This is a genomic window from Gordonia amicalis NBRC 100051 = JCM 11271, assembly GCF_000332995.1.
In the GTDB taxonomy this organism is placed as follows: Bacteria; Actinomycetota; Actinomycetes; order Mycobacteriales; family Mycobacteriaceae; genus Gordonia; species Gordonia amicalis.
Genome location: NZ_BANS01000016.1, coordinates 25,744 through 44,483, shown reverse-complemented (window position 1 = coordinate 44,483; position 18,740 = coordinate 25,744). Strand labels below are relative to the sequence as shown.

Sequence of the window (18,740 nt, the reverse complement as noted above, 5' to 3'; positions counted from 1 at the left end):
CCTGGACCGCGGATTTCCGGATGATCAGCGACCGGCCGCGGCGACGCGCGCCTGGATGGCGTCGACGAAGACGGTCCGGATGTCGGCGGCGTTCTCGGCGATGTAGGTGGTGCCGCCGGTGGCCTCGGCGATCTGCTTGAGCGCGTTGGAGTCCGCGTCGTCGGAGATGCCGATGGTCAGGACCAGCACGGGTCGCGCCGGATCTTCGAGTCGCTTCAGCTCGGCCAGCAGTTCGTCGAGGCCGATGCTGTTCGGATCCTCGTTCTGGCCGTCGGTCATGATGATGACGCTGTTGGAGTAGTTCGGGTCATAGGTGTCCTGCACCTTCTTGAACGCGGCGAGCGTGGTGTCGTAGAGGCCGGTGCCGCCACCCAGATCCGACAGTCCCTCCTCGACCGCCCTGCCGAGCGCATCACGGTGCGTCCCACTGCCCGACCGCGCGTCGAGTCGCCGGATGGGTGCCATCTCCACCCAGTCCTGACCTTCACCGCCCTTGTCGACACTGAACGCCCAGCCACCGATCATCGTGTTGTTGGGGAACAGCTTCAGGCCCGTCTTCGACGCATCGATCAGCAGTCCCGCGCGGGTGGTGCCGCCGGCGGGCGTCTCCATCGAACCCGAGGTGTCCTGGACGACGAGGCTGCGGATCGGTACACCGAGCACCTGCCACTGGCGCAGTGCCTTGTCGACCGCCGACGGATCGCGCAGCTGCAGTTTCTTGACCGGCTCGCCGACCCCGTTGCCGTCGGCGTCGCGGTAGCCCGCCTCGGTCAGCGCCTTGCGGCCCGCATCCGTGTTCAGTGCCGCGACGAGTGCGGTACCGGCGTCGTCGGCCACCTGCTGGCGAGCCGCGGACGCGGTGTTCACCAGGGGGTAGTCGAGCATGACGGTGCCCGAGGCGGGAATGGTGGACTTCAGCTTCGACCCCTGATGGGTGCGCATGAAGAGCTCGTACTGCTGCTCGGTCGTCACCACCGGCACACCGGAGGTGTTGGCCAGGTTGAGTCGGGTGCCCTCGTTGTCGTTGGCGAGGCGTGCGTTGTTCTGCTGGATGGCCAGGATCGTCATGGCCTCGGTGAACTTCTCCTCCGGGAGTTCGCCGGCGTCGACGGCCCCGAGCGCGCCGATGATCGGGGCGTCGCCGGTGCTGGTGTCGACCGGGCTGCCGGTCCTCAGGTCGGGCAGCTTCATGACGTCGACCCACGTCTGCAGTTCGGGGACGTTCTCACCGGCGACGACGGCCGGGGTGGAGGCGGTCGACGGCGACACCAGGTCGAGGTCGCGGCGGACCTGCGTCGTGACACGACGTGCCTGCACCTGCGAGTCGGCGACCCAGAGGTCGGGGGCGGCGGCGCCCTGTGTCAGCAGACCGGGCACGTCGGCACCGGCCGCGGTCTGGACGTCGTAGTCGTAGCAGGAATCCGCGGACGCCTGACGTGCCACCTCGCGGAGGGGTCCGGTCATCGCGGCGTCGGAGGCGACCGCCACCCGGGTCCGGTCGCCGCACCCGCCGGAGCCGGCCTGCCAGATGATCACGCCGGTGACCAGCACGACGACCGCGACGAGGGCGACGATCGCCCAGAGCCAGCCACCGCGCCGGCCGCTGCCGGCCTCCCGGTGCTCGAAGCCGAAATCGTCGTCGGACCGGCTGTTGCCGCCCGCGGCTCCCCCGCTGCTCGCAGCAGCCCTGGACCAGTCGTTTCCGCCGCGGTCGGCATCTGAGCTGTGACGCCCCATAGTTACTCTCGTTCCCCTCGTACGGCGGTGTTCTCCACCGTCTGACGCATCGCTGTCACCCGTCACCGCGTCGGCGCGGTGCCCGATGAGGCCCGCGCGACGTCACGCGCGGATCAGCCGAACACCTCTCGGAATTGCTGCAGCGACTTTCGCAGATCCCCCGATACCGCCAGGACCGCGGTCTTCCCCACGGGCCCGATGAGCGGCAACCCACCCAGATCAACAGTGAAGGTTACTTCCGATCCGCGCGAAGTGGGAATGATGCCGAGATCGAGCTTCGCCTTCACCCCGCCTTTCCCGCTTCCCTTGAGGCGTACGTGCGACACCGGGTCGAACTTCTCGATGACCCAGTCGAAGCGCACCCGCGTGCCCTTGACCCTGACGATCGAGGCGATCTCGATGCCCGTGCGCAGCTCTCCGGCGGCGGGGATCGGGCTGCGCCAGGTCTCGTGGATCAGCAGCCACTCCGAGTACCGCTCCAGGTCCGACGCGGCGGCCCAGGTATCTTCCGGAGACAGTTCAACCTCGATGGAGTCACTCGTCTTCGCCATGGTCTCAGAGCCTAGTGTCCGCGCGTCCGATCCTCCCGCACCGGTGGCCGAACAGGCCCGCGGGCTACTCGGCGTTCATCTGACCGGCCACGGCGTGACGATCCAGCTCACCGAGGTGGAGGCGTATGCGGGCCCGGACGATCCCGCATCGCATGCCTACACGCGGACCGCCCGTTCGGAGATCATGTACGGCCCGCCGGGACGGCTGTACGTCTACCGCATCCACGGCCATCACTGCGCCAACGTCGTGGTGCGCGGATCGGGCCCGGCGGCGGCGGTCCTGCTGCGGGCAGGCGAGGTGGTCGACGGGGTCGAACTGGCACGTGCCCGACGCGGCGCCGCGCGCTCGACGCCGGTACCCGACGATCGGCTCGCGAGCGGGCCGGGAAACCTCTGCCGCGCGCTCGGGATCACGATGGCCGACCTCGGCACCGATCTCACCGATCCGGCCACGCCTGTGACTCTCGACACATGTCGCCGCGGACCGCTCCCGGAGCTGCCGGTGACCGCCGGCCCGCGCGTCGGCGTACGACGCGCGGCCGACCTGTCGTGGCGGTTCTTCTTCGACGGTCACCCGACCGTGTCGGGGTATCGGCGCCACCCGCGCGCCGGCGGGTGACCTGCTACCTACTGCGGGTTCTGCGGGTTCCGGGGCTGCGGGCTCTGCTGGCCCGGCAACGGCTCCCCTGGGTTGGACGGCGGGGTCTGACGCGGGATGCCCTGCTCCGGCGCGCCGACGGCCTTGCGGACGGCGTCCTGGGCCTTGTCGACCTGGCCGGCGTACTTGTTCTTGGTGGCCTTGTCGATGGCGTCGCCGCCCTTCTCGATCAGGTTCGGGTTCTTGCGCAGCGTGTCGCGTGCCTTGTTGACGAGTCCCTTGAGATCCATGACGTCTCCTGTGTGTCGACGAGCCGAATGTCTTCCGGCCATACGCCGCAGAGTTTAGCCGCCTGCACGGCGTGTTCACGCGGCCGCCGCGTCGACCTCCACGGAGTGTTCCGCGGGCGAACGGTGGGTCGCGATCCACCGCGGCACCACCCGCGAAACGGCCTCCACGCACACGATCCCGATCGCCGCCGAGACGAGCGCAACCGAGTTCATCGTCGCGTTGGACGAGTCGAGACGGAAGAGGTCCTGGGTGAACGGCCACGCGAAGATCAGCACGTAGGCTCCGGCCGAGACGCCGAGCAGGACGACCTTCCACCAGGTGTAGGGCCGGGCCACCACCGCGAGAACGTAGACCGCGATCGCGATGAGCGTCATGAGCGACGCGGTCGCGGCCTGCGTCTGCGCCGGCGACAGGTCGACGGCGTCACCGCCGACCTCCACCCCCGGACCGCCGGGGTTGACGATCAGATAGGTGACGAAGGTGCACAGGCCGACGATGACGCCGTTCGGGACCGCCTGCAGCAGCACACGGCGGACGAAGCCGCGTCGGGCGCGTTCGTTGTTCGGGGCCAGCGACAGCACGAACGCGGGAATGCCGATCGTGAACCACGCCGAGATCGTCACGTGGATCGGCTGGAACGGGTAGCTCAGCGGATCGGAGTCGAACAGCTTGCCCAGCACACCGCCGACGCCCACGAACAGCGCCAGGAGCACCGCGTACACCGTCTTGGTGAGGAACAGGTTGGACACGCGTTCGATGTTGCCGATGACGCGGCGGCCCTCGCCAACCACATACGGCAGGGTGGCGAACTTGTTGTCCAGCAACACGATCTGGGCCACCGATCGGGCGGCCGAGCTGCCCGACCCCATCGCGACACCGATGTCGGCGTCTTTGAGTGCGAGCACGTCGTTGACACCGTCGCCGGTCATCGCGACGGTGTTGTCCCGCGCCTGCAGCGCCTTGACCATCGCACGCTTCTGATCGGGGCGGACCCGGCCGAACGTGACGCCGTGCTCGACGACATCGGCCAGTTCGTCGGTGTCGTCCGGCAGCCGGCGCGCGTCCACCGAGGTGTCGGCGGTCCCGAGCCCCAGTGATTCGGCGACCGCACCGACCGAGCGGGCGTTGTCGCCGGAGATCACCTTGACCGCGACGTGCTGCTGTTCGAAGTACTCGATGGTGCCGCGCGCGTCGGGCCGGACCCGCTGTTCGAGCACGACGAGCGCGACCGGGGTCACGGTGCCGGGGGCGACCGCGCCGCCGGCGGGTTCGGTGTCGACGGGGACGTCGGTGCGCGCGAGCAGCAGGACACGCAGCCCGGTGGCACCGATGTCGGAGGCGAGCTGTGCGGTCTGCCCGCTGGGATCGAGCAGCACGTCGGGTGCGCCGATCAGCCAGTTGCCCGCGTCGTCGCCGGCCGGGCCGTCGAACGACATGCCGCTCCACTTGGTGGCCGAGGTGAACGGTTTGATGGCCGACACGGTCCACGCGGGTGGCGTCGGGTATGCCTCGGCGACCGCGATCATGCTGGCGTTGGGCCGCGGGTCGTGGGCCGCCAGCGCGGCCAGCACCTCCCCGGCCCGGTTCTCCGGCACGTCACCCACGAGCCTCAGTTCGGACAACCGCATGCCGTTCTCGGTGAGGGTGCCGGTCTTGTCGGCGCACACCACGTTGACCCGGGCAAGCCCTTCGATCGCCGGGAGTTCGTTGACCAGGCACTGCCGCTGACCGAGCCGCACGACGCCCACCGCGAAGGCGATCGAGGTCATCAGCACCAGACCTTCGGGGACCATCGGCACCAGGGCGGCGACCATTCCCAGCAGCGCGTGCTTGAGACCGTTGTCGCTGATGAACAGCTGATTGACGATGGTGAGGAGGCCGGCGGGAATCAGCAGCCAGGTGATCACCCGCAGGATCTGGTCGATCCCCGACCGCAGTTCGGAGGAGACGAGGGTGAACTTCGACGCCTCGGCGGCGAGTTGCGCGGCGTAGGCGTCCGCCCCGACCTTGGTCGCGCGGTAGGCACCGCCGCCGGCGACCACGAAACTGCCGGAGAGGACCCGCGCACCCGGGTCCTTGTCGATGGGATCGGCCTCACCGGTGAGCAGCGACTCGTCGACGTCGAGTGCAATCGCCTCGATCACCTCCCCGTCGACGACGATCTGATCGCCGGCGCCGATCTCGATGATGTCGTCGAGGACGACCTCGTCGGGCGACACCTCGGCGACCTCACCGTCGCGCCGCACCCGGGGCCGGGTCTGGCCCACGATGGCCAGCTTGTCGAGGGTGCGTTTGGCCCGCACCTCCTGGACGATGCCGATCGTCGAGTTCGCGATGATCAGCAGGCCGAACAGTCCGTTGATGAGTGATCCGGTGAACGCGACGATGGCGAAGAGGACGCCGAGTATGGCGTTGATGCGGGTGAACACGTTGGCGCGCACGATGTCCGCGACGCTGCGACCCGAACGGTCGGGCATGGAGTTGACCTTGCCGTCGGCGACCCGCTGCGCCACCTCGGCCGCGGTCAGGCCGGGCTCGATCGTCTCCGCCGTGGTGCTCACGCCGAAACCTCCCACCAACTCGAGTGCGCCACACCCGTTCCGGTGCGGTGTTCGATGTCGATCGAACCACCGGGTTGCGGTACGAGCACAGTCGGGTCGCCGTGGTGTGAGGCCGCCTGCAACCGCGCGATCGGCTCGCCCCACGGATGGCGTGCGAGATTGAAGGTCCCCCAGTGGATCGGGATCATCACCGAATCGGCTCCCGCGCCGGGCGACACCATCCGGTGCACCGACAGCGCATCCTCCGGGTCGACGTGGACGTCGGGCCACAGCACGTCGTAGGCGCCGACGGCGATCAGCGTGAGGTCGAAGGGACCGAGTCGCGCACCGACGTCCTCGAAGCGTTCGGTGTGCCCGGTGTCGCCCGAGAAGAACACCCGGTGGGTGTGCCCGGCGATCGCCCAGCTCCCCCACTGCGTCAGATTGCGGACCAGCCGCCGACCCGAGAAGTGGCGCGCCGGACCGCAGGTGAACCGCAGCTCACCGCCGCGCGTCGCGACGACCACCTCGTCCCACCAATCAGCCTGCCGGATCCGGCCCTCGGCGATACCCCAGGACATCAGGTGTGCGGCGACGCCGATGGTCGTGACGAAGACCGCGTCCGGCTGGGTGGCGGCGATGGTGGTGACGGTGTCCATGTCGAGGTGGTCGTAGTGGTCGTGGCTGATGACCACCACGTCGATCGGCGGCAACTCTCGCGCCGGAAGCGGCGCCGCGTGCATGCGCGCCGGACCGACGAGCTGACTCGGGGAACACCGGCGGCTGAGCACGGGGTCGGTGATGATGCGCGCTCCGTCGATGTCGACGATCGCCGTCGCATGTCCGAGCCAGGTGGCCGAGAGGTGCGCGGGAGCGTCGAAGGTCGGGACGGTGAGCATCACCGGCCGTCGGGGCCGTCCCGGGCGGCGTGCCATGTCGGCGAGCACCTGGAGGTCCGCGGCGACGGACGCCTCGGGCGGTTCGGGGTTGTCGAAGACCCCGTCGCGCAGGTTCGGTGACGTGCGGACATGCGGCATGATCTCCTCGCGGGTGGCGCCGAGCGCGCGTGCCGGGCCGAGACCGCCGGCGGCGAGCCGTCCGGCCACCGCGTCGGCCATCATCGCCCCCGCCGATGTCACCCGCCCGAGGACCCGCGAGGTCGCGTCGGAGCCGGTTCTTCCGGGGTTCGAGGTCACGTCCACACAGTAATCCGATCGGCGGGGGTACGACGTGAAGCGCGACGACGCCGGAACCGAACCTCACACGGCCGGATGCGGATTGTGAGCCGGGGCCGGGATCGGCACATCTTCGGCGGTGAACCGCGCAAACGCGATCAGCGGCACTGATAGGCTGCGGCGAACATTGTCCATCGCACATGCGCAGGCGCATGTGGGCCAAGGGGTTGACCGTCGTGCCACGGATGTCCGTCGAACAGCGTCGAAGCGCGCTCATCGAGTCGGCCTACCGGGCGATCGCCGATCACGGTGTCGAGGGTGCCACCACCCGCCGGATCTGCGCTCACGCCGGAATGCCTCTCGCGAGTTTCCACTACGCGTTCGAGAGCCGCACGGCGCTACTGTGCGCGGTGATGGAGCAGGCCGTCCCCGTCGACATCGAGCGGATGCTGCATTCGGTCATGCCCGCCGCCGACTTCGGACCGAACCCCGACGTCGACGCACTCAAAGCGAACATCGTTCGCCAGTTCCATGCCTTCGTCGACCTCCTCAAAGCCGATCCCGGCCGCATGCAGGCGACGATCGCGCTCGGTATCTACGCGCACAACCATCCGGAACTGCAGCAGGTCGGCAAGGTCATGTACGAGCAGCTCTACCGGGTTGCGTCGTTCGGTCTGCAGGAGACGGCCGAACTCGCCGGTCTGACGTGGACCCGGCCGACGGAGGAAATCGGCCCGTTCATCATCGCCGCGACCAACTCGATCACGCTGATCTACCTGAGCACCGGCGACGACAAGGTGGTCGACTCGATCATCACCGCCGTCGCCGACCAGCTCGTCAACTATGTCACCTTCGACTGACGGTTCGGCCGACAGATCCTCGGCGGTCGGGGTCGGCGATCTGTGGGCGCGAGATCCCGAGCAGTACTGGGCGGCAATCGATCAGGCGGTCTCCGTGGCCGGGCTCGACGCCCCGGTCCTCGCCCTCGACCGGGCAGCTCTCGAGCACAATGCCGCCGACCTGCTGCGACGCTCGGCCGGTGTCCCCATCCGGATCGCCAGCAAGTCCCTCCGCGTGCGTTCGGTGATCTCCGACCTCGCCACCCGCACCGGTTTCCACGGTGTGCTCGCCTACGACCTCGCCGAGGCGCACTGGCTGGCGACGTCGACGGCGATCGAGGACATCCTGCTCGGTTATCCGAGCGTCCGCCGGGAAGCGTTGGCCGCCTTCGTGACCGACGAGGTGGCGACGAGCCGGGTGAGTCTGCTCGTCGACTCGGTCGATCAGCTGGACATCATCGATGCGGTCGCGCCACCCGCATCGCGCCGGCCGATCCGGGTGGCCATCGACCTCGACGCGTCGTACCGGCTCCTCGGTGGTCGCGTGCACATCGGGGTTCGGCGTTCACCGGTGCATACCCGTCGCGATGCCGTCGAGCTCGCCCGGATCATCGAGTCGCGGAACGGTTTCCACCTGGTCGGCGTGATGTCGTACGAGGCGCAGGTGGCCGGGGTCGCCGATGCGGTTCCGGGGAAGGCCGTCGTCAACCGGGTGGTCGGCGCGATGCAGCGCCGGTCGATGGCCGAACTGCGCCGCCGGCGCGGGAAGATCATCGGCGAGCTGCGGCAGATCGCCGAACTGGAATTCGTCAACGGCGGCGGCACCGGATCCCTGGAGGCGACCGCCGGCGATCGATCGGTCACCGACATCGCGGCGGGCAGTGGCCTTTTCGGTGGCCATCTCTTCGACGGTTACGCCCGGTTCCGACCCGCACCCGCACTGTCCTTCGGACTCGACGTCGTCCGACGCCCCGCCCGCGACATCGTCACCTGCGCCGGTGGCGGCTGGATCGCCTCGGGACCGCCCGCACCCGATCGTCTCCCGAAACCGGTGTGGCCCAGTGGACTCGAGTTCGTCAGCACCGAGGCTGCCGGCGAGGTGCAGACCCCGCTCCGCGGTGAGGCCGCCGCCACGATGGCGATCGGCGACCGGGTATGGTTCCGGCACACCAAGTCCGGCGAGGTCTGCGAGCGTGCCCGGCACGTCGCGATCATCGATCGGGACGACGCGGGTCATGCGGTGGTGGGTGAGGTCGTGCCGACCTACCGAGGCGAAGGGAAATGCTTTCTGTGAGCGGGACACCGACTGCCACCGGACACAACTGGCAGAACTGGGGTGGCACCGCGTCGTGCTCACCGAGCCGGGTGGTGCGTCCGACGAGCGTGGCCGCGATCGCCGACATCGTCCGGGAGACCGCCGGGCGGGGCGGCACGGTCAAGACCGTCGGCGCCGGACACAGCTTCTCCACCATCGCCGTGGCCGACGACGTCCAACTCGAGCTCTCCGGTCTGCGGGGCCTGGCCGGCGCCGACGGGCGCCGGGTGACGCTACATGCGGGCACACACCTGCACGAGATCCCCGCATTGCTGGCGCCTCGGGGCCTGGCGATGGCCAACCTCGGCGACGTCGACCGGCAGACCATCGCGGGCGCGATCTCCACCGGCACACACGGCACCGGGCTGGGGTTCGGCGGCATCAGCACACAGATCGCCGGCGTCAAACTCGTGAACGGCAGAGGCGAGATCGTCACCGTCGGCCCCGATGACCCGGAATTACCCGCCGTCGCACTGGGTCTCGGCGCACTCGGGGTACTCGTCGAGATCACGCTCGACTGCGTCGACAACTTCCGGCTGCACGCCGTCGAGGGACCTGCTTCCACCGACGATGCGATCGCCGGCTTCCTCGACCGCGTCGCCGAGTCCGACCACCACGAGTTCTACATGTTCCCGCACACCAATTGTGCGCTCATGAAGACGAATACGCGACTGGGCACCGATGCACCGATCACCGGGCCGCCGCGGTTCCGCCGCTATGTCGACGACGAGTTGTTGAGCAACAAGGTCTTCCGGCTGCTGTGCGAGGTCGGCGTCCGCGCACCCCGTCTGGTCCCCGCCATCAACGCGGTGGCCGGCCGCAGTCTGTCGTCGCGCGAGCTCACCGACACGTCGACCAGGATCTTCGTCTCCGACCGGGATGTGCGCTTCCGCGAGATGGAGTACGCCATCCCGCTCGAGAACGTCCCCGAGGCACTACGGGAGATCCGGGCGCTGCTCGACCGCCGCGAGTACCGCGTGAGCTTCCCCATCGAGGTCCGTGCCGCGGCGGCCGACGACCTGATGCTCTCCACCGCCACCGGACGCCGCAGCGGGTACATCGCCGTGCACCGCTACCACCGCGACGACCCGGCCGACGCCGCCGCCTACTTCGCCGACGTCGAGTCGATCCTCACCGGCTTCGACGGACGACCCCACTGGGGCAAGATGCACACTCGCGACGCCGAGTACCTGCGCTCCGTCTACCCGCGGTTCGACGAATTCCGTGCGGTGCGCGACAAATTCGATCCGTCACGTGTGCTCGCCAACGACTACCTGCGACGGGTGCTGGGCGACTAGCAGTCGGCCTCTACGTCGATGTCGCGGATCGTGTCGACCACCGCCACGATCCGCGACATCTGTTCCGTCGTCATCAGGCACCGGTGGCCCGGGCGACGGTGATCTGGTCAACTGGAACACATGCGCGACATCCTGCCCGACCTGCTCGGCGTCCTCGGCGGCGCAGACGCACGTCCGGTGGCGCTGTGCCGAGTGGTCGCGACCGCCGGTTCCGCTCCGCGTGAGGTCGGTGCGGCGATGGTCGTGACAGCCGAGAGCGAAGTCTTCGGCTCGGTGTCCGGCGGCTGCGTCGAAGGCGCCCTGGTCCACACCGCGCAGCAGGTCCTGTCCGACGGGATCGCGGTCGTCGAACAGTTCGGCATCGAGGACCCGCGCGATCCAGCACCCGGCCTGACCTGTGGCGGTCAGATCGACGTCGTCGTCGAACGGATCGAGCCGACGCCGAAACGGCTCGGTCAGCTCCGACGCCTCGCCGACGCGCTGGCCGCCGATGAACCGATCGCCGTCGCCACCACCCTCACCGCCGACCCGGAGTGGTACCTCGCGACCGAGACCTCCCAACCGCCGTGGCGACGCCTCGACCGCGACGTCGCCGACATGCTCGCCACCGGACGCTCCGGCGTGATCGGCGTCGACGACTGCGAGGTCACCGATCCGGCCGCCCCGACCGACCGGCCGCGCACCTTCGTCCAGACCTTCGCCCCGGCGGCGCGTCTCATCGTCGTGGGCGCCAACGACTTCGTGCGCGCGCTGAGCGCACTGGGCTCGACGCTCGGGATGCGGGTCACCGTCGTCGACGCCCGTCCGGTGTTCGCCACCCCGGAGCGGTTTCCCGACGCCGACGAGGTGATCGTCGGCTGGCCCGATCGCTATCTCGCCGAACAGATCCGGGATCGGCAGATCGGCTCGACCACCGCACTGTGCGTGATGACCCACGACACCAAGTTCGACGTGGCGACGCTCCGCACCGCACTCCGCTCACCGACCTTCGGCTTCATCGGTGCGCTCGGCTCCCGCCGCACAGCCGCCGACCGCAACCGCCGCCTTCGCGAAGAGGGTGTCGAAGAGGAACAACTCGCGCGACTGCGGTCGCCGCTCGGATTGGACCTCGGCGGGCACACTCCCGCCGAGGTCGCGGTCGCCGTGGCCGCCCAACTCATCGCCGAACGGCATGGCGCGCCGGCCGCACCCCTCTTCGAGGGCGCCGGGCCCATTCACCGGAACTGAGAGACGGACCGGGGCGGATCGCGAGCCGCTCCCGAAAACCGCCCCCGAAAAGCACCCCGTGGGGTGTCACCGAAGACGATATGTCGTCCGTGGGCTCAGGCGGGGTCGATTTCGGGGGCGCTTTTCGACCGCCTGAACCCGACGACCCTCAGTGCCCGACGAACCGCGGAGGGCGCTTCTCGGTTCGCGCGGCGCGACCCTCGGCCATGTCGTCGCTCTGCCAGGCGCGCATCATCGCGGCAACCCGATCCTCGGGTGCGGTGTCGCGGGCGCCGTCACCGTTGAGGACCAGCTTGTAGTGCTGCAGGGTGAGCGGCGCGAGGTCGGCGATGGTGGCCGCCCAGTGTTGCGCATCGGCGAGATCGCCGATGCGATTGGCGAATCCGAGGGTGTGCGCTCGGTCGGCGTTGAGCGGGTCGCAGCCGATGAGCATTCCTCGCGCCTGCCCGGCACCGACCAGCGACACCAGTCGGCGGATGGTCCACTCGTCCACGGCGACACCGAGTTTGGCCGCCGGAATGGCAGCAATCGCGTCCGGAGCCATCACCCGGAGATCAGCGGCCATCGCCAGCTGGAGTCCACCACCGATCGCAGAACCGTTGAGCGCGGCGATGACCGGTACCGGCGTCTGCTCGATCTTGTGCAGCGTCGACACCAGCTTGTCGAGGAAACCGGAGTCGTAGACCGGCCCGGACAGGTCGGCTCCCGCGCTGAACACCGAGCCGCGTCCGGTCACCACGATGGCCCGCGCACCGGCGTCGACCGCGGCGCCGAAGGCGTCGGCGAGCCCGCTGAGCATCTTCTCGTTCAGCGCATTGCGCTTGTCGACACGGTCCAGCTCGATGGTGACAACGGCGCCCTCGGTGGTGGAGTGAATCATGGGCGCCAAGCCTACCGATCGCACCGTCGAGCCGAGCCGTGACAGGGTGGTCAGGTGCAGAACACCACGCCGAGCAGCACGACGCAGAGCAGCACATCTCAGATGGACACGTCCGTCTCGGACCCCGTCGACGTCGAGGAGCACTCGGATGTCGTGGTCATCGGGCGGCGGCCAGGCGGCGCTGTCGGCGGCCTACTTCCTGCACCGCTTCGGCCTCGGCGATCGGTACCAGGTGCTCGACCACGCGCCGGGACCCGGCGGGGCCTGGCAGTTCCGGTGGCCGACGCTGACCCTGGCCACCGCCAACCGGGTCCACGACCTGCCCGGCTGGGGCATCGTCGAGGCGCTCGGCCTCGATTGCGATCAGCTGCCCGCAGCCACCGCGGTCCCCGACTACTTCGGCCGCTACGAGGAGAAGTTCGGCCTCCACGTCCGTCGGCCGGTGCATGTGCGTTCGGTTCGACGCGGTGACACGAATCTTCGGGGCGAGGGCTTCCACGTCGAGCTGGCCGACGGACGCACCGTGACCGCGAATGTCATCATCAACGCCACCGGGACGTGGGACCGCCCGTTCATCCCGCACATCCCCGGCGCGCCTGATTTCCGGGGCCGCCAGCTCCACACCCACGACTACCGGTCGCCGCAGGAATTCGCCGGCCAACGGGTCCTCGTCGTGGGTGCGGGGATCTCGGCGATCCAGCTGTTGATCGAGATCGCTCGGCAGGCACCGGACGTCGAGACGTTCTGGTGCTCGCGGCGCGAACCCGTCTTCAACTCCCAACCGTTCACTCCCGAGCAGGGCCGCGAGGCCGTGGCCCGCGTCGAGCGTCGTGTCCGCGCCGGACTCCCCCCGACGTCGGTTGTCTCAGTGACCGGACTGGCACGCACCCCGGCGATCGCCGCCGCACAGCGCGACGGAATCCTGAAGTGGCGCCCCATGTTCACGCACATCACCGAGACCGGCGTCTGCTGGGACTGCGGTCCGCAGGGCGGCGAACACCTCGATCTCGACGTGATCTTCTGGAACACCGGGTTCCGCAGTTCGCTGGATCATCTCGCGCCGTTGAGGCTGCGCGCGCCGGGTGGCGGGATCACGATGACCGGCCGTCTCGCGACGGTCGTCGAGGCGGACCCGCGGATTCAGCTGATCGGTTACGGGCCGTCGGCGTCGACGATCGGCGCCAACCGGGCCGGCCGGGAAGCCGCGCGCGTGGCCGCTGACCTGCTCGGAGTCGTCTCCCGCTGACCTCACCACCATCCGGCGACAAACCCGTCGTCGTCCGAAGACGTTGACAAATTGTTGCGTTTTCCCAACACTTGGTGAGGTGAGCCCAATACGCCGTGGGGAAAAGCTCCCCATCTACAACCGCATCGGCGTCTTGCGTGCGGAACGACAGATGTCGCGAGCCGAGCTGGCGAACCTCGTCGGCATCAACGTGCAATCGGTCGGCGCGCTCGAGCGGGGCGACAACTACCCGAGCCTCGACCTCGCGTTCCGCATCTGCGATGTCTTCGACCTGCCCGTCGAAGCCGTGTTCAGCCGTACGCCGTTCGGCGCCATGTCAGCCGAGCTCTACCGGCGCGATACGCGACCGGCATCGAACGGCTCGCCCACCAACGACACCGGAGGTGAATGATGAACGACCCGAACTCGGCGTTCCCAGAGGAGGTCAAACCCGAGCTCTGGCGCCGTTATGAGGACTGGCGGGGACGCCGTCACGAGGAGTTCAATGCCAAGCACGCACATCGCCTGCCGTCGTGGCGCAATCAGCGCGCGTACCGACGACTGGTTGTCGCACTGATCGTCGCGCTCGTTGTCATCATCGGCAGTTCGTCTCTCGCGTTCCTGTCCTCGGGTTGGTTCCTACTCCCGTTCGGCATCGGACTCGTCTCGGTCATCTCGATCCTGACGGCACTGCGCATCGTGACCGGGTCCGTCGCCGACGCGCCCGTCTCCACGCTCGACGAAATACAGCTCGCACAACGCAACTCAGCACGTTCGTTCGGATTCTTCGTGCTCTATGCGGTGATGTTCATCCCCTACTTCGTCCTCATCGCGATCAGCATGCGCGACGAGGTCCCGGGCCAGTGGGTCTACGGCAGCGCCATCCTGCTCATCTCGCTCGTCCTCTCCTCGATCTGCGTGCCCACCATGCTCATCGCCTGGTGGATGGGCGACCCCGACCCGGAAGATCTCATCGACGGACCGCGGATACCCACAGACAAGACCACCACCGGCAGGAAGGAACGCGAAGCATGAACGCACCTCTCATCGTCGACGGTCTCCACAAGCGCTACGGGGACCTGGTCGCCCTGCGCGACATGACTTTCCACGTCGAACCCGGCGAGATCTTCGGTTTCGTCGGCAGCAACGGCGCGGGCAAGTCGACCACGATGCGCATCATTCTCGGGGTGTTGTCCGCCGACGCCGGCGAGGTCCGGCTCGGCGATCGCCCCATCGATCTCGATCTGCGCCGGCGGATCGGCTACATGCCCGAAGAACGCGGCCTGTACCCGAAGATGAAGGTCGGCGAACAACTCACCTTCCTCGCGAGGCTCCACGGCATGAACACCGCGGACGCCGAGGAATCGGTGCGGCGCTGGACCGATCGGCTCGGCGTCGGCGCCCGGTACGACGACAACGTCGCCGACCTCAGCCTCGGCAACCAGCAGCGCGTCCAACTCGCCGCCGCGTTGGTCCACGATCCCGAGGTGCTGGTGCTCGACGAGCCGTTCTCCGGGCTCGACCCGGTTGCCGTCGACGTCATGAGTGATGTGCTCAAAGAGAAGGCGGCCGAGGGCATCCCGGTGATTTTCTCCTCCCACCAGCTCGATCTCGTCCAGCGCCTCTGCGATCGCGTCGGCATCGTCGCGCGCGGCGAGATGCGGGCGCTGGGCACCGTCGACGCGCTGCGTTCCCGCGACGGCATCACCCTCGAGGTCACCGGCCCCCGATCCGATGTCGCGTGGGCCGACGCGCTCCCCGGCGTCCGCGGTGTCGACTACGGCGAGACGACCCGCCTCCTCGTCGACCCGGACGTCGCCGACGACCAGCAGATCCTGTCCGCCGCACTCGACCACGGCCCGGTTCACCGCTTCACGACGTCCACCCCCTCCCTCACCGACTTGTTCCGAGAGGTGGTTTCGACATGACCGCACTGCACCACGCCCCCGACACGACAACCCGCCCCTCCCCCAAGGCATCGGCCGCCCAGGCGATTCGACTCGTCGCCGAGCGTGAGATCACCACTCGCGCCAAGACCAGGTCCTTCGTCGTCAGCACGGTGCTGCTGATGGTCGTCATCATCGCCGGCGCCATCGTCATCAACCTGCTCGCCGGCGGGGAGGACGTCGAGAAGGTCGCCGTCGTCGGGCAACCGGCGGCGGTCACCGAATCGATTGTCGCGATCGGCGATTCGGCCGGTACGACCATCGCCACCGAGCCGGTGGACACCGTCGAACAGGCGCGGTCCCGGGTCGCCGACGGTGACGTGGCGGCGGCACTGGTACCGGGAGAAACCCCGGGCTCCTACGTGATCCTGAGCAAGGACGACGCCGACCCGGCGGTCGAAGGCCCCATCCGGACAGCGGTGTCGCAGGCAGGTCTCGCCGACGCACTGGCGGCCCGCGGCGTCGACGCGGCCTCGCTTCCCGCCGTAGACATCTCGGTGACACAACTCGAGCCGGCCAACCCGGACGAGGGCGAGCGCCTCGTCATCGCCCTCGTGGGTGTGGTGCTGCTGATCACCGCGATCATGATGGGCGGCACGATGGTCGCAGTCGGCGTCGTGGAGGAGAAGACGTCTCGTGTCGTCGAACTGCTCCTGGCGACGATCAAGCCACTGCATCTGTTGTGGGGCAAGATCATCGGCATCGGAACGGTCGCTCTGGCACAGGTCGTGCTGCTCGGTGCGACGGCGCTGATCGCCGGGACCGCCACCGGCATTCTGACGCTTCCCGGCGCGGCGGTCGGGATGTTCGCGGCCGTCATCGCCTGGTTCGTGCTCGGCTTCCTGTTCTTCGCGTCCCTCTACGCCGCGACCGGCGCCATCGTGTCACGCCAGGAAGAGCTCAGCTCGGCGTCTTTTCCCCTGACGGTTCTCGCCATGGCGGTGATGTACGCCGGGATCTTCGGTGTGCAGGCGCTGGATTCGACCCTGATCAAGGTGCTCAGCTGGATTCCGCCGTTCAGCGCGGCGCTCATGCCGATGCGGATCGCGAGCGGCGACACCGACACCCTGCAGATCGTGCTCACGTTACTGATCATGGCCGTCGTCTGCGCGCTCGCCACCTGGGTCGCGGCACGGATCTACCAGCGGTCGATCCTGCGCACGGGGTCGCGCCTCGGATGGGGCGAGGTGCTGAAGCTGGCGCGGTAGGGGTTTCGACACGCTCAACCGGCAGACCCCCCGCCGGTTGAGCCGGTCCCGAGCGAAGCGAGGCACCGCGTCGAAATCCCCGCCGGTTGAGCCGGCCCCGAGCGAAGCGAGGCACCGCGTCGAAACCACAGGCTCCGTTCAGATCTGGCCGAACCTGCGCAGGGCTTCTTCCCGCTCGGCCTTGTGGTCGACGATCGGGTCGGGATAGTCGTCGGCGTCGGTGTCCCCGACCCAGCGCCGGATGTACTCACCCTCAGGGTCGAACTTCTTGGCCTGCGCCTCGGGATTGAACACCCGAAAGTACGGGGCCGCATCGGTTCCTGTACCCGCAGCCCATTGCCAGCCGTGATTGTTCGACGCCATGTCGCCGTCGACGAGCTGCTCGAGGAACCACTTCGCACCCCACCACCACGGCAGGTGGAGATCCTTCACGAGGAACGACGCGGTGACCATCCGGACCCGGTTGTGCATCCAGCCGATCTCGGCCAACTGTCGCATCCCGGCGTCTACGAGCGGGAAACCGGTGCGTCCGGCCTTCCACGCCTCGAAGCGCTCGTAAGCCTTCTCGTCGGTGTCCAGAGCGATGCCGTCGAACTGGCGATTCCAGTTGTGCCACAAGCTGTGTGGCCAGTGATAGAGGACGTCGGCGTAGAAGTCGCGGAAGGCGAGCTCGCGGAGGTAGGCCTGCGCGCCCCTCGAGGCTCCGTCGCTACGCTCCTTCGCACCTCGGGGAGCAGAACCGGCGTCGTCGCTGCGCTCCTTCGCACCTCGGGGAGCAGGACGCGTCAGATCGGCAGCCAGAGTGCGCGGGTGGATGTTGCCGTACTTCAGGTACGCCGACATCCGGCTGGTCACGTCGGCGGCGGGGTCGTTGCGTCCGGTGTCGTAGTCGGCGAGATCGTCGTCGACGAACTCGGCCCACCGGGCGAGCGCGGCATCCTCTCCGGCCGGGAACGACAGCGTCGTCGGCGCCTTCGGGATTCTGATCCGGCCCGACTTCGTCACGTCCGACGGGTCGAGAACCGCTGAATCCGGGACCGACGAATCGGCCGGCTTTCGCCAGCCGTGATCGCGCCACCGGCGAAAGTACGGGGTGAAGACCTTGTACGGCTCGCCGTCGTCCTTGGTGACCCGGCCGGGCGAGACGAGGTACGGCGAACCCGTGGCCTCGAGCGGGGTGTCGCCCAGCGCCTCGTCGACCGCCTCGTCACGGCGTCGACCGAACGGCGAGAAGTCCCCGGAGATGTGTACGGACCCGGCGCCGACGGCCCGGGCCAGCCGCGGGATCTCCTCCTCCGGCCGACCGCGGACGACGAGGAGTCTGCCGTCGAGCTTGGCGTCGACCTCGCGGAGCGAATCGAAGAGGAACGCGAGGCGTCGCTCCCCCGACGACTTCTCCAGCCGGGGATCCACCACAAAGCACAGAAGGACCGACGAATCGGTCCCTCTGGCTGCAGCTAGCGCTGGTAGGTCACTCAGGCGCAGATCGCGCCTGAGCCACACCAGGTTGGTGGACGTCAGCCCACTCCGAGCAGGTCGATGACGAACACGAGGGTCCGTCCCGAGAGGCGGTGCCCCGCCCCGGCCGGTCCGTAGGCCAGCTCGGGCGGAACCGTCAGCTGACGGCGGCCGCCGACCTTCATGCCGGGGATGCCTTCCTGCCAGCCCGGGATCAGCCGGTCCAGCGGGAAGTTGGCCGACTGGCCGCGATCCCACGAGGAGTCGAACTCTTCGCCGGTCTCGTAGTCGACACCCACGTAGTGGACGTCGACGACACCCCCGCGGACGGCCTCGGCACCGTCACCGACGATGAGGTCGGCGATGGAGAGGTCGGCCGGCGGAGGACCCGCCTGGAACTCGACTTCGGGCTTCTCAGTGCTGGTCACAGGACTCTCCTTTGAGTCGGGCGG

The 18,740-nt window shown here is 68.6% G+C and carries 17 protein-coding genes and 1 pseudogene; 10 read left to right on the top strand and 8 right to left on the bottom strand.

Features of this window, described 5'->3' with window-relative positions:
* Nucleotides 1-24: 24 nt before the first annotated feature.
* Both GOAMI_RS08640 and GOAMI_RS08635 read right to left on the bottom strand, forming a co-directional pair.
* Complete coding sequence (locus GOAMI_RS08640) at nt 25-1,737, bottom strand: substrate-binding domain-containing protein (protein ID WP_006436092.1); 1,713 nt, start codon at nt 1,735-1,737, stop codon at nt 25-27.
* A 113-nt stretch (nt 1,738-1,850) separates the two neighbouring features.
* A complete protein-coding gene (locus GOAMI_RS08635; RefSeq protein ID WP_006436091.1) occupies nt 1,851-2,288 on the bottom strand; it encodes a type II toxin-antitoxin system Rv0910 family toxin in 438 nt (145 codons plus the stop codon).
* Here GOAMI_RS08635 and GOAMI_RS08630 point away from each other — a divergent pair.
* Complete coding sequence (locus tag GOAMI_RS08630) at nt 2,266-2,907, top strand: DNA-3-methyladenine glycosylase (RefSeq protein WP_006436090.1); 642 nt, start codon at nt 2,266-2,268, stop codon at nt 2,905-2,907. The two genes, GOAMI_RS08635 and GOAMI_RS08630, sit on opposite strands and share 23 nt — an antisense overlap.
* 8 nt (nt 2,908-2,915) lie before the next feature.
* On the opposite strand, the gene GOAMI_RS08625 is transcribed toward GOAMI_RS08630, so the two are convergent.
* The 3 genes from GOAMI_RS08625 to GOAMI_RS08615 all read right to left on the bottom strand — a co-directional run bounded on the left by GOAMI_RS08625 (nt 2,916) and on the right by GOAMI_RS08615 (nt 6,919).
* Nucleotides 2,916-3,176 carry an antitoxin gene (locus GOAMI_RS08625; RefSeq protein ID WP_006436089.1) on the bottom strand — a complete coding sequence of 87 codons (261 nt, stop codon included), beginning with the start codon at nt 3,174-3,176 and terminating at the stop codon, nt 2,916-2,918.
* 75 nt (nt 3,177-3,251) lie between these two features.
* Complete coding sequence (locus GOAMI_RS08620) at nt 3,252-5,738, bottom strand: HAD-IC family P-type ATPase (protein ID WP_006436088.1); 2,487 nt, start codon at nt 5,736-5,738, stop codon at nt 3,252-3,254.
* Nucleotides 5,735-6,919: an MBL fold metallo-hydrolase gene (locus GOAMI_RS08615; protein ID WP_006436087.1), complete on the bottom strand. Its 1,185-nt coding sequence runs from the start codon at nt 6,917-6,919 to the stop codon at nt 5,735-5,737. The genes GOAMI_RS08620 and GOAMI_RS08615 overlap by 4 nt, the downstream gene beginning before the upstream one ends.
* 173 nt (nt 6,920-7,092) lie before the next feature.
* Here GOAMI_RS08615 and GOAMI_RS08610 point away from each other — a divergent pair, with 173 nt between their 5' ends.
* The 4 genes from GOAMI_RS08610 (at nt 7,093) to GOAMI_RS08595 (ending at nt 11,571) form a co-directional block, all read left to right on the top strand.
* Nucleotides 7,093-7,752 (top strand): TetR/AcrR family transcriptional regulator, encoded by a 660-nt coding sequence (locus GOAMI_RS08610; protein ID WP_243828715.1) that lies wholly within the window; start codon nt 7,093-7,095, stop codon nt 7,750-7,752.
* A complete protein-coding gene (locus GOAMI_RS08605) occupies nt 7,736-9,025 on the top strand; it encodes an alanine racemase (protein WP_040004692.1) in 1,290 nt (429 codons plus the stop codon). Before GOAMI_RS08610 ends, GOAMI_RS08605 begins: the two co-directional genes overlap by 17 nt.
* Nucleotides 9,013-10,344 (top strand): D-arabinono-1,4-lactone oxidase, encoded by a 1,332-nt coding sequence (locus GOAMI_RS08600; RefSeq protein WP_040004691.1) that lies wholly within the window; start codon nt 9,013-9,015, stop codon nt 10,342-10,344. Before GOAMI_RS08605 ends, GOAMI_RS08600 begins: the two co-directional genes overlap by 13 nt.
* Before the next feature lie 120 nt (nt 10,345-10,464).
* Complete coding sequence (locus tag GOAMI_RS08595) at nt 10,465-11,571, top strand: XdhC family protein (protein ID WP_006436083.1); 1,107 nt, start codon at nt 10,465-10,467, stop codon at nt 11,569-11,571.
* Between the two features lie 148 nt (nt 11,572-11,719).
* Here the strand turns inward: GOAMI_RS08595 and GOAMI_RS08590 are convergent, their stop codons facing one another.
* Entirely contained in the window at nt 11,720-12,451 is a 732-nt protein-coding gene (locus GOAMI_RS08590) for an enoyl-CoA hydratase (RefSeq protein WP_006436082.1), read from the bottom strand.
* Nucleotides 12,452-12,553: 102 nt separating this feature from the next.
* Between GOAMI_RS08590 and GOAMI_RS08585 the strand changes: the two are divergent.
* The 5 genes and pseudogenes from GOAMI_RS08585 to GOAMI_RS08565 all read left to right on the top strand — a co-directional run bounded on the left by GOAMI_RS08585 (nt 12,554) and on the right by GOAMI_RS08565 (nt 16,830).
* Nucleotides 12,554-13,697, top strand: a pseudogene (locus GOAMI_RS08585) (NAD(P)-binding domain-containing protein).
* A gap of 79 nt (nt 13,698-13,776) precedes the next feature.
* Nucleotides 13,777-14,088 carry a helix-turn-helix transcriptional regulator gene (locus GOAMI_RS08580; RefSeq protein WP_006436080.1) on the top strand — a complete coding sequence of 104 codons (312 nt, stop codon included), beginning with the start codon at nt 13,777-13,779 and terminating at the stop codon, nt 14,086-14,088.
* The gene (locus tag GOAMI_RS08575) at nt 14,088-14,711 is read left to right on the top strand and encodes a hypothetical protein (RefSeq protein WP_006436079.1); all 624 of its coding nucleotides are present in this window, start codon (nt 14,088-14,090) and stop codon (nt 14,709-14,711) included. Before GOAMI_RS08580 ends, GOAMI_RS08575 begins: the two co-directional genes overlap by 1 nt.
* The gene (locus tag GOAMI_RS08570; protein ID WP_006436078.1) at nt 14,708-15,604 is read left to right on the top strand and encodes an ABC transporter ATP-binding protein; all 897 of its coding nucleotides are present in this window, start codon (nt 14,708-14,710) and stop codon (nt 15,602-15,604) included. The genes GOAMI_RS08575 and GOAMI_RS08570 overlap by 4 nt, the downstream gene beginning before the upstream one ends.
* On the top strand, nt 15,601-16,830 hold the full coding sequence (locus GOAMI_RS08565) for an ABC transporter permease (protein WP_006436077.1): 1,230 nt from the start codon (nt 15,601-15,603) through the stop codon (nt 16,828-16,830). Before GOAMI_RS08570 ends, GOAMI_RS08565 begins: the two co-directional genes overlap by 4 nt.
* A 138-nt stretch (nt 16,831-16,968) precedes the next feature.
* Here the strand turns inward: GOAMI_RS08565 and GOAMI_RS08560 are convergent, their stop codons facing one another.
* Nucleotides 16,969-18,333, bottom strand: a complete 1,365-nt coding sequence (locus GOAMI_RS08560) for a cryptochrome/photolyase family protein (protein ID WP_006436076.1) — start codon at nt 18,331-18,333, stop codon at nt 16,969-16,971.
* A 14-nt stretch (nt 18,334-18,347) separates the two neighbouring features.
* On the bottom strand, nt 18,348-18,716 hold the full coding sequence (locus GOAMI_RS08555; protein ID WP_006436075.1) for an FKBP-type peptidyl-prolyl cis-trans isomerase: 369 nt from the start codon (nt 18,714-18,716) through the stop codon (nt 18,348-18,350).
* Nucleotides 18,717-18,740 lie beyond the last annotated feature (24 nt).